This window comes from Cupriavidus phytorum (genome assembly GCF_003254285.1).
Taxonomy (GTDB): Bacteria; Pseudomonadota; Gammaproteobacteria; order Burkholderiales; family Burkholderiaceae; genus Cupriavidus; species Cupriavidus phytorum.
In genome coordinates this window covers 290,729-305,668 of sequence record NZ_QKZN01000002.1, presented here as the reverse complement: position 1 = coordinate 305,668, position 14,940 = coordinate 290,729, and the positions used below count along the sequence as shown (strand labels likewise).

The following is a 14,940-nucleotide window of genomic DNA, read 5'->3' as shown; positions in this document are numbered from 1 at the left end:
TGGGCCCCCGCGGCGTCGATGCGTCAGCGCGGCACCACGGCCCAGCCGGCATCCTTGCGCACCAGCTGCCGGTCGCAATTGAATTCATCGAGCTCATGGGTGTGGCCGGGCAGCGACTGGATCACGATCTCGCCCGCGGCGCGCAGCGCGGCGATCGCGGCACGAAGTGCCGGGTCCGCATCCCAGGGCGCGAAAATCGCCAGCGCACGGACCTCGACGGGTGACAGCGCCGCCACTTCACGCAGGTCCAGCGAAAAACCTGTCGCCGGACGCGCGCGGCCAAAGGCCTCGCCCACCTTGTCGTAGCGGCCGCCCCGGGCCACGTAATTGGGCAGGCCCGCGACATAGGCAGCGAACATCACGCCGCTGTGGTAGTGGTAGCCACGCAGGTCCGACAGGTCGATATTGACGCTGGCGCCGCGCACCTGCACCGCCAGCGCCGCCAGTTCATCGAGCGCACGGCCGATGGCCGGGCTCGCCGGCAGCGTGGCGCGGGCCCGCTCGATCACCTCGACGCCGCCGTACAACGTCGGCAGCGCCAGCAGCGCGTCGCGCTCGGTCTGCGGCATGCCCGCGGTCAGTTCGCGCAAGGCCGGCACGTCCTTGGTTTCCAGCGCGGCAAACAACGCGTCCTCGATCTTGCGGATCGACGGCAGGCCCGCCAGCAACGCTTCGAGGATGCCGGCGTGGCACAGGTCGATACGGATCTCCGACAAGCCCGCCGCGGTCAGCGCGGCCAGCATCAGTTCCTGGATCTCGACGTCGGCTTCGAGGCCGGCGTGGCCATAGATCTCGGCGCCGATCTGGATCGGCTCGCGGGTGGCGTGAAAACCTGCCGGGCGCGCGTGCAGCACGTTCCCGGCGTAGCACAGCCGGGTCACGCCGGGACGGTTCAGCAGGTGGGCATCGATGCGCGCCACCTGCGGCGTGATATCGGCGCGCAGCCCCATGGTGCGGCCCGACAGCTGGTCGACCAGCTTGAGCGTGCGCAGGTCGAGGTCGTGGCCGGTGCCGGTCAGCAGCGACTCGAGGTACTCCAGCATCGGCGGCATCACCAGCTCGTAGCCGTAGGTGCGGAACAGGTCCAGCATGCGGCGGCGCAGCTCTTCGATCTTGCGCGCTTCCGACGGCAGCACGTCGGCAATGTTTTCTGGCAGCAGCCAATGGTTGGACATGGTGAATCTCTTCTCAGTCATTCAGTTGCCTGCCGGCGCAGCGCCTGCAGGGACCGGGCCGGGCCCGGCATAACCACGGTGCGGGCATCGCGCGCCCGCGCCATCACTCCGCGGCGACGGCTCCAGCCGGACAAAACCCCGGCAAGCCGGGGTTTCGTCAATTCGCCACACGGACAAGCGACGGTGCTAGCGCTTGCCTCCGCCGTTGCCCGCGGCCGCGCCGGCGGCGCCGCCGCTGGAACGCATGTAGCGGAAGAACTCGGAATTGGGCTCCAGCACCAGCACGTCGCGCTTGTCGCGGAAGGTGTTGCGGTAGGCCTCCATGCTGCGCCAGAACTGCGCGAACTGGGGATCGCGGCCAAACGCCTCGCCATAGATCTGCGACGCCTTGGCATCGCCCTCGCCCTTGATCATCTGCGCATCGCGATAGGCCTGGGCCAGCACCACTTCGCGCTGGCGGTCGGCGTCGGCGCGGATCTTCTCGCCCTCGGCGGCGCCGGTGGAGCGCAGCTCGTTGGCCACGCGCTTGCGCTCGGCCTCCATGCGGCGATACACCGATTCGCTGATGGCGGGCAGCAGGTCGACGCGCTTCAGGCGCACGTCGAGGATCTCGACGCCGACCGACTTGGCGTACTCGCTCATGCCGTTGCGGATGGCCTGCATCACCTGCTCGCGCTCGCCGGCGACCACGTCGGCAACGGTGCGCTTGCCGAACTCTTCGCGCGCCACCGAGTCGATGCGCTGCGTCATGCGGTCCTGCGCGCCGCGCAGGTTGCCGCCGAAGGCGACGAAGAACTTGCGCGGATCGGTGATGCGCCATTTGACGAACCAGTCCACCACCATGCTCTTCTTCTCGGCGGTCAGGAAGCGCTCGTTAGCGGCGACGTCGATGGTCTGCAGGCGGCGGTCCATGAACACCACGTTCTGGAACGGCGGCGGCAGCTTGAAGTGCAGGCCGGGCTCGCGCACCACTTCCTTGATCTGGCCGAAGGCGAACACCACGGCGTACTGGCGCTGGTCGACCACGAACAGCATGGACGAGACCACGGCCAGCAGGATGAAAAAGCCGATCGCGAAGGAAATCAGTCGATTCATGACGGTCTCCTCAGCGCGAGTCGCGGTCGCGGTTGCGCAGCGATTCGCGCGACCGGTTGTCCGTCGAGGCATCCGGCGCGGGCGCCGGCGTACCCGCCGCGCCGGGCTGGCCCGGCTGCGGCGTGGCGCGGCCCTCGGCCTGCGCCATCAGCTTGTCCAGCGGCAGGTAGAGCAGGTTGTTGCCCTGGCGCGCGTCGACCAGCACCTTGGTCGAATTGGAGTAGATCTGCTGCATGGTTTCCAGATAGATACGGTCGCGCGTCACCTGCGGCGCCTTGGCATATTCCGTCTGCACCGAACGGAAACGCGACGCATCGCCCTCGGCCTGCGCCACCACGCGGGCGCGATAGGCTTCGGATTCTTCCTTCAGGCGCGCCGCGGTACCCTTGGCGCGCGGGATGATGTCGTTGGCGTAGGCCTGGCCTTCGCTGATGGCGCGCTCGCGGTCCTGGCTGGCCTTGTTGACGTCGTCGAAGGCGGCCTGCACCTGCTCGGGCGGCTGCACGCTCTGCACGTTCACGGACAGCACGCGGATGCCGGTCTTGTACGCCGACAGGATGGCCTGGATCGACTTGGCCAGCTGCTGCGCGATCTGTTCGCGGTTTTCGTACAGCACCGCGTCCATCTTGTTGCGGCCGACGATCTCGCGCACCGAGGTCTCGGCCGCCTGCGTCACCAGCTCTTCATCGCCACCCCGGTCGGTCTTGTTGAAGAACAGGAATTCGCTGGCGTCCTGGATCACGTACTGCACGGTGAAGCGCACGTCGATGATGTTCTCGTCCTGCGTCAGCATCGACGAGTCTTTCAGGTTGCTGTCCTTGATCGAGGTGGAGCGGCCCACCTCGACCGAGCGCACCGCCGACAGGTTGACCACCTCGGCCGACTGGATCGGCCAGGGCATGCGCCAGTTGATGCCGGGGCCGGCGGAGTACTTGAACTTGCCGAACTGCAGGATCACCGCGGTCTGGCCTTCCTGCACCATGAAGAAGCCGCTGGCCAGCCAGATGCCCACCACCGCGGCCACGATCACGCCGGCGCCGACGCCCGAGCCCTTGCCCGAGGTGCGCGGGCCGCCGAAGCCCTGGTTGCCGTTGCCGCCGTTGTCCTTGCGGCCGAGCAGGCCGTTCAGGCGGCGGTTGAAGTCGCGCCACAGTTCGTCCAGGTCCGGCGGGCCGCCATCCTGCTGGGGACGCTGGTTTTGCTGGCGGTTGTCTTCGCGGCCATCCTTCTTGTCATCGTCCTGCCCGTCCCGACCCCAGCGCGGATCGTTCAGCGAGAAGATGGCGCGCAGGCGCTGCCAGCCCGCGCGCAGCGCGAGGCGGCCGCCTGGTGTCAGGCTCGAATCAGCATTCCGGGGAAACTGGGGCATGAAGTGCACGGGTCCGGGGAAGTTTGTAACAGGGGGATTCTAGCAGTCATCGGCGCCACTTTTGGCCAATTCGCGCAATCCCCGCGGCAACCGCACCGGAATTGGGCAGAACTGGCACCGAAGCGGCACCGAAGCGGCGTCGATATGGTGGCCTGCCTCCTGGCCGGCCACCGGCGCTACAGCCGGCGCGGATCCGCCGCATCGGCATCGTCGCCCTCGTCCGCCACGCCGTCATCGAAACCATCGTGGTCGCCATCGCCGGCGTCATCGGACTGCGCCACCTCGTCCAGGCGCGGATCATACGGTTGCGGCTCGGGCGGGCGGCTGGCCAGCCATTGCGCCACCTCGACCACGGCCTCGCGCAGCGCGTCCAGGCCCAGGCCCTCGCGCGCGCTCAGGAACACGCGCGTGGGGATGCCCTCCGCATCGCGCTCGATACGCGGACCGTCGCCCAGCAGTTCGGGCGCGGCGTCGATCTTGTTCATCACCACGATCTGCGGGATGTCGAGCGCGTTGATTTCTGCCAGCACCCGGTTGACCTGCTCGATCTGCTCGTGGCGCACCGGGCTCGAGGCGTCGACCACATGCAGCAGCAGGTCGGCATGCACGGTCTCGTCCAGCGTGGCACGGAACGCCGCGACCAGCTGCGTCGGCAGGTCACGGATAAAGCCGACCGTGTCGGACAGCACCACGTTGCCGAGTCCGTCCAGGAACAGCCGGCGCGAAGTGGTGTCGAGCGTGGCGAAGAGCTGGTTGGCCGCATACGCGCCGGCCTTGGTCAGCGCGTTGAACAGCGTCGACTTGCCGGCGTTGGTATAGCCCACCAGCGAGATGCTGAGGGTGTCGTTGCGCGCGCGCGCGCGCCGCTGGGTGCTGTGCTGGCGCTGCAGCCGCGACAGATCGGACTTGAGCCGCTTGGCGCGCTCGTCCAGCATGCGGCGGTCCAGTTCGAGCTGGCGCTCGCCGGGACCACCGCGCATGCCGATACCGCCCTTCTGCCGCTCCAGGTGGCTCCACGCGCGGACCAGCCGCGACGCGCGGTACTGCACCTGCGCCAGCTCCACCTGCACCTTGCCGACGTGGCTCTGGGCGCGCTGCCCGAAGATATCGAGGATCAGGCCGGTGCGGTCGATCACGTGGCGCTGCAGGAAGCGCTCCAGGTTGCGCTGCTGCGCCGGGCTCAGCGCGTGGTTGAACACCACCACGTCGGCGTCCAGCGCATCGGCGGCCTCCTTCAGCTCCTCGGCCTTGCCCGAGCCGATGAACAAGGCCGGGTCCGGCCGCGCGCGGCGGCCCGTCAGCGTATGCACCGGCAGCGAGCCGGCGGTGGTGGTCAGCAGCGCCAGTTCGCTGAGGCTTTCCTGGAAATCATGCTTGCCGAAGTCGACGCCGACGAGAATGGCGCGCGAAGGGGCGGTGTTGGAGGTGGCTCTGGGGTCCAAGGGCGGGCGCGAACGCGCAGGGAAATTCGGGTTCAGGGGAAGGGATGGCGGATCTCGGACACTGTCCTGGCCCCTGCCGGGACAGGCCGCCGCATGATGCGGAACGTGGCGGCGGGCGCATTGGCGAGCGCATCGGCAAGCGCCGGGCCACGCGGCACCGGGTGCGTCGGCACGCCGGCGCCGGGCATCGTGGCGACGCCGCCTGGCGCCGGTACGATGCCCTGGGGCAGATCGGTGAGATCAGGCCTCGGCGGAATCATCCACGCGGAAATTGACCGCACGTGCCGGCACGACGGTGGAAATCGCATGCTTGTAGACCATCTGGGTCACGGTGTTGCGCAGCAGGACGACATACTGGTCGAACGATTCGATATTGCCTTGCAGCTTGATGCCATTGACGAGATAGATGGAAACCGGCACGTGCTCTTTGCGCAGCGCGTTCAGGAACGGGTCTTGTAGCAGTTGCCCTTTGTTGCTCATGGCACACTCCAAATTTATAGGTTTAGTGGTGAATGATGGGGATGGAAATCCCCGGTTCAAGTCAGGCGGCGCAAAAACGCGCCAGAAAAAAGATCAAAACGGTACCAAGTTGGCGTCAATGCGCAGGGAACCCCCTGCTACCGTGAATTTAGCCGCAGTTCCAAACGAACGCAAACGAAAACTGGCCCGCCACGGATCCGATTCCGGACTCACTCCTTCGAGTCCGCGTACGGATTTTTGTTCGTGCGAAATTCGATGCGCAGGGGCGTGCCCTTGAGCTTGAAGGCCGCACGGAAACGGTTTTCCAGGTAGCGCCGGTAGGTCTCGGCCACGCCTGACAGCGCATTGCCGTGGATCACGATGATGGGCGGATTGGAGCCGCCCTGGTGCGCATAGCGCAGCTTGGGCCGCGATGCGCCGACGCGCTTGGGCTGCTGGAATTCCACGGCTTCCTGCAGCACGCGCGTCAGTTGCGGCGTCGGCAGCTTGACCATGGCGGCGGCATACGCGTCGTCGACCGAGCGCATCAGCGCGCCGATGCCGGTGCGCTCGCGCGCCGACACAAAGTGAAAGTTGGCAAAGCTGAGGAATTGCAGCTTGCGCTCGAGGTCATGCTTGATGCGGTCGCGCGTGTGGCCGTCAAGCCCGTCCCATTTGTTGACGCCCACCACCAGCGCGCGGCCGGACTCGACGATAAAGCCGGCAATATGCGCGTCCTGGTCGGAAATATCCTGCTGCGCGTCGAGCAGCAGGATCACCACGTTGGCGTCCGCGATCGACTGCAGCGTCTTGACCACCGAGAATTTCTCGATCGCCTCGAACACCTTGCCGCGCCGGCGCAGGCCGGCGGTATCGATCAGCGTATAGGGCTTGCCGCCGCGCTCGAATTCCACATAGATGGCATCGCGGGTGGTGCCGGGCATGTCGAAGGCGATCACGCGCTCTTCGCCGATCAGCGTATTGACCAGCGTGGACTTGCCCACATTGGGACGCCCGACGATGGCGATCTTGACGCCCTTGCCCTCGTCCGAGGCTTCCTCGGCCAGCTCGGGGCGCTCCTGCACCGCCAGCTCGATGGCCTCATCGACCAGCTCGCGCACGCCGTCGCCGTGGGCGGCGGAGATCGCATACGGATCGCCCATGCCGAGCTCGTAGAAATCCGCTGCCACCGAGGTGTACTTCATGCCCTCGGCCTTGTTGACCGCCAGCATGATGCGCCGGCCGGTCTTGCGCAGGTAATCGGCAATGGCCCGGTCCTGCGGCGCCAGGCCCAGGCGGCCATCGACGATAAAGATCACCACGTCGGCCTCGACCACCGCCTGCTTGGTCTGCTTGGCCATCTCGGCGACGATGCCTTCCTTGACCACGGGCTCGAAGCCGCCGGTATCGATGGCGATGAACGGACGTTCGCCGATGCGGCCTTCGCCGTAATGGCGGTCGCGCGTCAGGCCCGGCAGGTCGGCGACGAGCGCGTCGCGCGAGCGGGTCATGCGGTTGAATAGCGTCGACTTGCCCACATTGGGGCGGCCGACAAGTGCGATAACTGGTTTCATGCCATAAACGGAAACGGGGGCCGGCAACTGCCGCCCCCCGGTAACTCCGGAGTCAAGGGTTCCAACGGCAGCCCGCGCCACCTGGGCGCGGGCTACCGCTTGTCCTGTCGGGCGCGGCGCGGGTCACCGACCCGCTGCAATTGCCGCGCCAAGGATCATGCTACCGGATTCGGCGCCGGCCGTACCGACAGGTGTACGGCAGCGCGCATAGGGTCCTGTCAGCCAGGCTGGAAACCGTAGACGTCGCCGTCGCGCGTCTGGATCACCAGGGTCTGCCCCGCCACCACGGGCGCGGCAGTGATGGCGCTGCCATCGGTCTTCATGCGTGCCACCACCTGGCCGTCTTCGCGCGACAGGAAGTGGACATAGCCTTCGAAGTCGCCCATCACCACCGAGCGGCCCAGCGCCAGCGGCGCGCCCAGGCGGCGGTTGCGCAGGTCGGCGTTCTTCCAGCGCTCGCTGCCGTTCTGGCGGTCGAAGGCATGCACCACCGATTGCTCGTCGCTGGCGTAAAGCGCATTGTCATCCTGCGCGAGGCCTGCCGGCGACGAGAAATCCTTGCCCCACTGCGGCTGGCCGCTGGCCAGTTCCAGGCAGGCGACCCGGCCCTGGAAGGTGGTGGCGCAGACCTGGCGGCCGCTGACCATGGGCAGGCCGGTGACGTCGTTCAGGCGCTCGATCTCCGACACGCCCTTCGGATACGAAATCGCGCTTTCCCAGCGCAGCACACCGTTGCCCGGCGTCAGCACGCCGAGCTTGCCGCCGGGGAAGCCCATCACGATGCCGTCGCCGGCGAACACCATGCCCATCGCCGCGCGCAGGTTCAGCGGGGTCTGCGAACGCTGGTAGATCCAGCGGCGCTCGCCGGTCTCGGCATCCAGGCCGAACACCCGGGTATCGGTGGTGCGCACCACCACCAGGCCGTTGCCGACCAGCGGTGCCGACAGGACCTCGCCGTTGACCTGCTTCTTCCAGATCTGCTTGCCGCTGGCGTCGAAGGCATAGACCGCACCCTTCTCGCCCGCCACCGCGGTGACCGAGCCGTCGCTGCCCGGCCCGGAGGTCAGGTCCACGTCGGTCTTGGCCTTCCACAGCACGCGGCCGCTGGCGCCTTCGAGCGCCATCACGTTGCCGTTGTTGGACGACACATAGACATTGTTGCCCGCCGCGGCCGGCTGCATCGAATAAGGGCCGCTCTTGCCGACGTCGGCCTTCCACGCCTGGCGCACCGCGAGCGTGCCCGATACCGGCTTGAGTTCGGCGGGCGGGTGCTTGTTTTCCTTGCTGAACAGCGCGCAGCCGCCCAGCGTGGCCAGGCAGGCAGCCGCCACCAGCGCACGGGAAATCGTGCGGGCAGGCTGGCGATGTACGGCACGGGAAAGCACTGACGTCATAACTTTACGGTCCTGTTGTTCGATCCGCGGGATCAACGGTATGGCAATGGTTTCAGCGGCAGCCGGATCAGGCCGTGCCCAGCGCATCGAGCTTGAACTGGATGATCTGGCGCATCGCGGGCTCCGCCTGGCCCAGCTTGTCCAGCGCCTTGCGATAGGCGGTGCGGGCATCGTCGCGCTTGTCCTGCGCGGCGAGCAGGTCGCCACGGCGGTCGGCGTACAGCGCGACAAACGCGGCCGGCGGCTCGTCCTTGAGCAGCGCCAGGCCCTGGTCGTAGGCCTTCTCGTCGAGCAGCACGCCGGCCAGGCGCACGCGCGCCAGGTGCGAATATTCTTCGTCGCCATGGTCGATGGCCCATTGCAGCTGGCTCTTGGCGGCAGCCAGGTCGCCCGCATCGTAAAGCACGCGGCCGGCGACCAGTGCGCTCATCTGGCCGTAGGCGGTACGGCCGAACTTGCCTTCCAGGTCGGTCGCGGCGCGCTTGATGCGCTCGACATCGCGTGCCTCGGCCGCCTTGAGCACCTGCTCGTACAGCACCGCGGCTTCGCCGGCCTGCTTGCGCTCCCAGTACTTCCAGCCGTTCCAGCCGGCAAAGGCGAGCAGCGCGATGATCAGCGCCCAGGTCAGCGCATTGCCATACTGGCGCCACCAGGCCTTCAGATTCTCAAGCTGTTCCTGTTCTTCTAGATCGTAAGCCATGTCGAGGCAATCACCTGCGTTGGTTGGATACTCGTGGTGTGAGGCTGCGGCGCGAGGTTATTCGCTGGCGCCGACCATGGCGTCGATCAGGTAATCGACCAGGCCTTCGGCCGGCACGGTGGCCTGTTGCCCACCGCCTTCGGCCTGCTCGCGCTGGCGAAGTTCCTTGACCTGGACCACGCCGGCGGCCACTTCGTCGTCGCCAATGATAACGGCATAGGCCGCGCCGCTTGCGTCGGCGCGCTTCATCTGCGACTTGAAGCTGCCGCCCTTGCCGTCGGGGCTGGCGTGCAGCACCACGTCGAGGCCGGCGTCGCGCAGGCGCTCGGCGGCCACCATTGCCTGCTGCGCGGCGGCCTCGCCCTGGTGCACCAGGTAGACGTCGCAACCGACCGCCTCGGGTACCACGCCCTCTTCGCGGATCAATTCGATGATGCGCTCGATGCCCATGGCCCAGCCGCAAGCCGGGGCCGGCTTGCCGCCCATCTGCGCGATCAGCGGGTCATAGCGGCCGCCGCCGGCGATGGTGCCCTGCGCGCCCAGCTTGTCGGTGATCCACTCGAACACCGTCAGGTTGTAGTAATCGAGGCCGCGCACCAGGCGCGGGTTGATCTTGAACGGGATGTTGTTGGCCTTCAGCAGGCGCTGCACGCCCTCGAAGTGCGCCAGCGACGCCTCGCCCAGGAAGTCGATCAGCTTGGGCGCGTTGGCCGCCATGTCCTGCAGCGCCGGGTTCTTGGTGTCGAGCACGCGCAGCGGGTTGGTATACAGGCGGCGCTTGCTGTCGTCGTCGAGGATGTCCTGGAAGCCTTCCAGGTACTTGATCAGCTGCTCGCGGTGCGCCGCGCGCTCGTCGGCCTGGCCCAGCGAATTGATTTCGAGGCGCACGCCGGTCAGCCCCAGGTCGTCCCACAGGCGCTGGCACATCAGGATGATCTCGGCATCCACGTCCGGGCCGGCAAAGCCCAGCGCCTCGGCGCCGAGCTGGTGGAACTGGCGATAGCGGCCGCGCTGCGGACGCTCGTGGCGGAACATCGGGCCGGTGTACCACAGGCGCTTGGGGCCGTCGTACAGCAGGTTGTGCTCGATGGTGGCGCGCACGGCGGCGGCGGTGCCTTCCGGGCGCAGCGTCAGCTGCTCGCCGTTGAGCGAATCGGTGAAGGAGTACATCTCCTTCTCGACGATGTCGGTGACCTCGCCGATGCCGCGTACGAACAGCTGCGTGTGCTCGACGATGGGCGTGCGGATCTGCTGGTAGCCGTAGGCACGCAGCATCGCGCGCGCGGCATTCTCGAAATGCTCCCACAGCGGCGCGTCGGCCGGCAGCATGTCGTTCATGCCCTTCACGCCCTGCAGGGCCTTGGCGGGGCGTGCCTTCGGTTCGGTCTTGGCGGCGCCGTCGGCGGCCATGGTCTCGGTTTGCGTCATTCTGTTCTAGTCAGGCTGCTGGCCCTGGCCGGTCCGGCTCAGGCTGCCACTTCTTTGCCGGCCCGCGCAGCGCCCGGGCCGTAATGCGTGCGAACGTATTCGTCTACGATCGCCTGGAATTCTTCCGCGATGCGCTCGCCGCGCAGCGTCTTCACCTTGACGCCGTCGACGAACACCGGCGCGGCCGGGGATTCGCCCGAGCCCGGCAGCGAAATGCCGATGTTGGCGTGCTTGCTTTCGCCCGGGCCGTTGACGATGCAGCCCATCACGGCCACGTCCATTTCCTCGACGCCCGGGTAGGCGGTCTTCCATTGCGGCATCTGCTCGCGCAGGTAGGCCTGGATGCTGGCGGCCAGCTCCTGGAACACCGTGCTGGTGGTGCGGCCGCAGCCCGGGCAGGCGATCACCATCGGGGTGAAATTGCGCAGGCCCATGGTCTGCAGGATTTCCTGTCCGACGTACACCTCTTTCTCGCGCGGCGCGCCCGGTTCCGGCGTCAGCGAGATGCGGATGGTGTCGCCGATGCCTTCCTGCAGCAGCACCGACAGCGCCGCGGTGGAAGCCACGATGCCCTTGCTGCCCATGCCGGCCTCGGTCAGGCCGAGGTGCAGCGCGTAGTCGCAGCGGCGCGCCAGTTCGCGGTACACCGCGACCAGCTCCTGCACCTGCGACACCTTGCAAGACAGAATGATCTGGCTGCCCGGCAGGCCGATCTCCTCGGCCTTGCGCGCCGAGTCGATGGCCGAGGTGATCAGCGCCTCGATCATCACGCTCTGCGCCGGCCACGGCTCGGCGCGTCCGGCGTTCTCGTCCATGATGCGCGCCAGCAGGTCCTGGTCCAGGCTGCCCCAGTTCACGCCGATGCGCACCGGCTTGTTGTAGCGGCACGCCATCTCGATCATCTGCGCGAACTGGGTATCGCGCTTGGCGCCCTGGCCGACATTGCCCGGGTTGATGCGGTACTTGGACAGCGCCTCGGCGCAGGCCGGATAGTCCTGCAGCAGCTTGTGGCCGTTGTAGTGGAAATCTCCCACCAGCGGCACGTCGACCCCCATCCGGTCGAGCTGCTCGCGGATCGACGGCACCGCGGCCGCGGCCTCGGGCGTATTCACCGTGATGCGCACGATCTCGGAACCCGCGCGCGCCAGCTCCTTGACCTGGATCGCGGTGCCGATCGCGTCGACCGTGTCGGTATTGGTCATCGACTGCACCCGCACCGGCGCATCGCCGCCGATGGTCACCACGTTGTCGCCCCACGCGACCCGCGCCTGGCGGGTCTGGCGGCGCGGCAGCGGACCCGGCAGGACCGGGAGACAGAGCTGTTGGTTCATAGCGTTACCACCTTGCAAAGACGCACCTTGCCGCACCTCGCACCCGCGTCAGGGCAGCGTCAGGCGCGCCACGTTGTTGCGGTTGGCTGCCTTCAGGTCGACCGGCGTGCCGCCGCGCGTGAACGATTCGACGCCCTTGACGTTGCCGATCACCACCTTGTACGGGGCCGTGCCGCCGCCAGCCATGGTCTGGCCGGCCCTGGCGGTGCCGCCCATGACGACCTTGCCGCTATTGTCGCGGATTTCAAACCAGGTATCGGAGGCAAAGCGGATCTGCAGTTCACCCGCGCCGACCGCCGCGGCGGATGCCGTCGGGGCTGCCGCTGCCGTTGGTGCCGAGGCGGCCGGCGCCGCGGTGGCTGCCGCCGCTGCCGGGGCTGCCACCGTTGCCGAAGCTGCCACGGCGCTGGCCGGAACGGTTTCGGCGGACGGCGCCGGCGAGTCGCTGGCGGCCATCACCGGCGGCAGCGCCGCGGTCACGATACCGGCTTCGGTGCTTGCGTTATCCGCGGCCGGCGACTCGGTCGCCACGGTTTCGGCCGCGCTGCTGCGCGCGTCGATCCACGCGCGGATATGGTCGAGCCCGAACCAGATGCCCGCGGCCACCACCACCGCCACCAGCGCCAGCCAGACCCAGCGGCCGCCATTGCCGCCGGAGCGGAAGCGGTTGCGGTCGTCGAAGGCGGCGTTGATGCCGCCTTCGCGCTGGCGGGCGATTTCCGCCACCTGCGCCACCGCGCGCGGCTGGAAGCGCGCCAGCAGCGGGTCGATATCGACATGGAGCATGCGGGCATAGGCGCGCATCACGCCCTTGGCGAAGGTCACGTCGGGCAGCGCCTTCAGGTCGGCCGCCTCGATTGCGCGCAGCTTGCTGGCCGCCACCTTGAGCCGTGCGCTGACGTCCTCGACGGACATCCGCTGCGCCTCGCGCTCGCGCGCCAGCGCCGCGCCGATCTCGCGCGCCGCGGCTTCACGTTCTCCTTCATGCGCGCCTCCGCCGACTGCTTGCGTCGGTACGGCCTGGCCTGCGGCGCGGTCGTGCTCACTCATCCCATGCTCCTTGTTCGTAGGCGGCCACCTCGCGCGAGTCGGGGAAGCGGCTGCGCAGCTGCGCCCCCAGCGCATCCTGCGTGCGGCCGTCGCCCTGCCGGTGGGCAATGCGCGCTCCCAGCCAGAGGGATTGCGCCGTGACAAATTGGCTGTTGTTGACGCGCTGGACGTACTGCCGCGCCTGGACGTAATCGCCGCGCCGGTAGAACACCAGCGCCAGGTTGGTGTTCGCCACCGGGTTGTTGCGGTCGTAGCCGAGCGCGGACTTCAGGTTCTTCTCCGCCTCGGTGCTGTGGCCCTGGCGCAGTTCGCACGCGCCCAGGCTGATCAGTGGCTTGACCGGACCACCGGCCGATGGCGTCGACACGGCGCGCTGCAGCATGGGCACGGCCTCGCCATAGCGCCCCTGCTGGCACAGGAACCAGCCGTAGTTGTTGAGCAGGTCGCCGTCATTGGCGCGCATCGACGCCGCGGTGCGGAAGCTGTCCTCGGCCAGCGTCCGCTCGTTCATGCTCATGTAGATCAGCGCCCGCACATGGTAGGCGTCGGCCAGCGAGGGGTCGATGGCGATGGCCTGCTTGATCTCGTCAAGCGCGACCGCAGTCTGGCCGGCCTCGAGGTAATTGGTGGCCAGTTGCAGCCGGATGCCGGCCCGGCGCCTGGCCTCGGTCTGGTCGGAAGCGGTCTGGAGATCCTGCGCCGGCGCATGCGGCAGCTGGCACCCGGACAACATCAGCAGCCCCAGCAGGGCCGCAGCGATCAGACGGATCATGCAGGGCGCGCCTCCCGCGGCTGGCCGCTGGCAGTGACCGGCACCAGCGGCGTGATCTTGCCGAACCTGCCGCGTTCGGCCAGGCGGGTGCGGTCCTTCACTTCCCCGGCGAGCTGGCCGCAGGCGGCGTCGATATCGTCGCCGCGGGTCTTGCGGATGGTGGTGACGATGCCCGCGTCCATCAGCACCTGGGCGAAACGGCGGATCTGCTCGTTGTTGGAGCGCTTCAGGCCCGATTCGGGGAAGGGGTTGAACGGGATCAGGTTGAACTTGCACGGCACGTCGGCGACAAGCTTCAGCAGTTCCCGCGCATGCTCGACGCCGTCGTTGACGCCATCCAGCATGCAGTATTCGAAAGTAATGAAATCGCGCGGCGCGAATTCCAGGTAGCGGCGGCATGCCGCCATCAGTTCGGCCAGCGGGTACTTCTTGTTTAGCGGCACCAGCACGTCGCGCAGGGCGTCGTTGGACGCATGCAGCGACACGGCCAGGGCGACCGGCAAATCCTTGGACAAGCGATCCATCATCGGCACCACGCCGGAGGTGGACAGCGTCACGCGGCGGCGCGACAGGCCGTAGGCGTTGTCGTCGAGCATCAGCCGCATGGCCGGCACGACCGCGTCGTAGTTCAGCAGCGGCTCGCCCATGCCCATCATCACCACGTTGGAGATGACGCGGTCATCCTTGGGGCCGCGGCCCAGTTGCTCGCGCATGGCGAACTCGGCCATCCACAGCTGGCCGATGATCTCGCCGGTGCTGAGGTTGCGCGAAAAGCCCTGCTTGCCGGTGGAACAGAACCGGCAGTTGACGGCGCATCCCGCCTGCGAGGAAACGCACAGCGTGCCACGCGTTTCCTCGGGGATGTACACCGTCTCCACCGCGTTGCCCTCGCCCACGTCGAGCAGCCACTTGCGCGTGCCGTCGGCCGACAGGTTGTCGGTGATGACGGCAGGCGCGCGGATCTCGGCGCGGGTCGCGAGCTTTTCGCGCAGCGACTTGGCGAGATCCGACATGGCGTCGAAGCGGCTGGCACCGTAGTGGTGGATCCAGCGTTGCAGCTGCCGCGCACGGAACGGCTTCTCGCCGAGCTCGCCGCAATAAGCGGTGAGCGCGTCCGCGTCGAGGTCGAGCAGGTTGACGAGAGTGTTCAT

13 protein-coding genes are annotated in these 14,940 nt (G+C 67.7%); all 13 read right to left on the bottom strand.

Features of this window, described 5'->3' with window-relative positions; translation table 11 throughout:
* Positions 1-23: 23 nt before the first annotated feature.
* The 13 genes from C7416_RS06815 to rlmN all read right to left on the bottom strand — a co-directional run bounded on the left by C7416_RS06815 (position 24) and on the right by rlmN (position 14,940).
* The gene (locus C7416_RS06815) at positions 24-1,175 is read right to left on the bottom strand and encodes an ATP phosphoribosyltransferase regulatory subunit (protein WP_111517717.1); all 1,152 of its coding nucleotides are present in this window, start codon (positions 1,173-1,175) and stop codon (positions 24-26) included.
* 186 nt (positions 1,176-1,361) lie between these two features.
* Complete coding sequence (gene hflC, locus C7416_RS06810; protein ID WP_062800598.1) at positions 1,362-2,270, bottom strand: protease modulator HflC; 909 nt, start codon at positions 2,268-2,270, stop codon at positions 1,362-1,364.
* 10 nt (positions 2,271-2,280) lie between these two features.
* Positions 2,281-3,639, bottom strand: coding sequence for an FtsH protease activity modulator HflK (gene hflK / locus C7416_RS06805; RefSeq protein ID WP_111518092.1), 1,359 nt, complete (start codon positions 3,637-3,639; stop codon positions 2,281-2,283).
* Positions 3,640-3,815: 176 nt separating this feature from the next.
* On the bottom strand, positions 3,816-5,081 hold the full coding sequence (hflX, locus tag C7416_RS06800; RefSeq protein WP_111517716.1) for a GTPase HflX: 1,266 nt from the start codon (positions 5,079-5,081) through the stop codon (positions 3,816-3,818).
* A 240-nt stretch (positions 5,082-5,321) separates the two neighbouring features.
* The gene (gene hfq, locus C7416_RS06795) at positions 5,322-5,561 is read right to left on the bottom strand and encodes an RNA chaperone Hfq (protein ID WP_012353158.1); all 240 of its coding nucleotides are present in this window, start codon (positions 5,559-5,561) and stop codon (positions 5,322-5,324) included.
* Positions 5,562-5,770: 209 nt separating this feature from the next.
* Positions 5,771-7,114, bottom strand: a complete 1,344-nt coding sequence (gene der, locus C7416_RS06790; protein ID WP_026164427.1) for a ribosome biogenesis GTPase Der — start codon at positions 7,112-7,114, stop codon at positions 5,771-5,773.
* A 218-nt stretch (positions 7,115-7,332) separates the two neighbouring features.
* Positions 7,333-8,508 carry an outer membrane protein assembly factor BamB gene (gene bamB / locus C7416_RS06785; protein WP_111517715.1) on the bottom strand — a complete coding sequence of 392 codons (1,176 nt, stop codon included), beginning with the start codon at positions 8,506-8,508 and terminating at the stop codon, positions 7,333-7,335.
* A 67-nt stretch (positions 8,509-8,575) separates the two neighbouring features.
* The gene (locus C7416_RS06780; protein WP_111517714.1) at positions 8,576-9,208 is read right to left on the bottom strand and encodes a YfgM family protein; all 633 of its coding nucleotides are present in this window, start codon (positions 9,206-9,208) and stop codon (positions 8,576-8,578) included.
* Positions 9,209-9,265: 57 nt separating this feature from the next.
* Positions 9,266-10,636, bottom strand: coding sequence for a histidine--tRNA ligase (gene hisS / locus C7416_RS06775; RefSeq protein WP_111517713.1), 1,371 nt, complete (start codon positions 10,634-10,636; stop codon positions 9,266-9,268).
* A 38-nt stretch (positions 10,637-10,674) separates the two neighbouring features.
* Entirely contained in the window at positions 10,675-11,967 is a 1,293-nt protein-coding gene (gene ispG / locus C7416_RS06770; RefSeq protein ID WP_018007774.1) for a flavodoxin-dependent (E)-4-hydroxy-3-methylbut-2-enyl-diphosphate synthase, read from the bottom strand.
* Positions 11,968-12,015: 48 nt separating this feature from the next.
* Positions 12,016-13,017: a RodZ domain-containing protein gene (locus tag C7416_RS06765; RefSeq protein WP_111517712.1), complete on the bottom strand. Its 1,002-nt coding sequence runs from the start codon at positions 13,015-13,017 to the stop codon at positions 12,016-12,018.
* The gene (gene pilW / locus C7416_RS06760) at positions 13,010-13,789 is read right to left on the bottom strand and encodes a type IV pilus biogenesis/stability protein PilW (RefSeq protein WP_111517711.1); all 780 of its coding nucleotides are present in this window, start codon (positions 13,787-13,789) and stop codon (positions 13,010-13,012) included. Before pilW ends, C7416_RS06765 begins: the two co-directional genes overlap by 8 nt.
* Positions 13,786-14,940, bottom strand: a complete 1,155-nt coding sequence (gene rlmN, locus C7416_RS06755) for a dual-specificity RNA methyltransferase RlmN (protein ID WP_111517710.1) — start codon at positions 14,938-14,940, stop codon at positions 13,786-13,788. Before rlmN ends, pilW begins: the two co-directional genes overlap by 4 nt.

Coding starts and splice junctions, on each gene's coding strand:
- pilW (WP_111517711.1), bottom strand. CDS start 13,789: ATGATCCGTCTGATCGCTGCGGCCCTGCTGGGGCTGCTGATGTTGTCC.
- ispG (WP_018007774.1), bottom strand. CDS start 11,967: ATGAACCAACAGCTCTGTCTCCCGGTCCTGCCGGGTCCGCTGCCGCGC.
- hisS (WP_111517713.1), bottom strand. CDS start 10,636: ATGACGCAAACCGAGACCATGGCCGCCGACGGCGCCGCCAAGACCGAA.
- bamB (WP_111517715.1), bottom strand. CDS start 8,508: ATGACGTCAGTGCTTTCCCGTGCCGTACATCGCCAGCCTGCCCGCACG.
- C7416_RS06780 (WP_111517714.1), bottom strand. CDS start 9,208: ATGGCTTACGATCTAGAAGAACAGGAACAGCTTGAGAATCTGAAGGCC.
- C7416_RS06765 (WP_111517712.1), bottom strand. CDS start 13,017: ATGAGTGAGCACGACCGCGCCGCAGGCCAGGCCGTACCGACGCAAGCA.
- rlmN (WP_111517710.1), bottom strand. CDS start 14,940: ATGAACACTCTCGTCAACCTGCTCGACCTCGACGCGGACGCGCTCACC.
- hflC (WP_062800598.1), bottom strand. CDS start 2,270: ATGAATCGACTGATTTCCTTCGCGATCGGCTTTTTCATCCTGCTGGCC.
- hflK (WP_111518092.1), bottom strand. CDS start 3,639: ATGCCCCAGTTTCCCCGGAATGCTGATTCGAGCCTGACACCAGGCGGC.
- hfq (WP_012353158.1), bottom strand. CDS start 5,561: ATGAGCAACAAAGGGCAACTGCTACAAGACCCGTTCCTGAACGCGCTG.
- der (WP_026164427.1), bottom strand. CDS start 7,114: ATGAAACCAGTTATCGCACTTGTCGGCCGCCCCAATGTGGGCAAGTCG.
- C7416_RS06815 (WP_111517717.1), bottom strand. CDS start 1,175: ATGTCCAACCATTGGCTGCTGCCAGAAAACATTGCCGACGTGCTGCCG.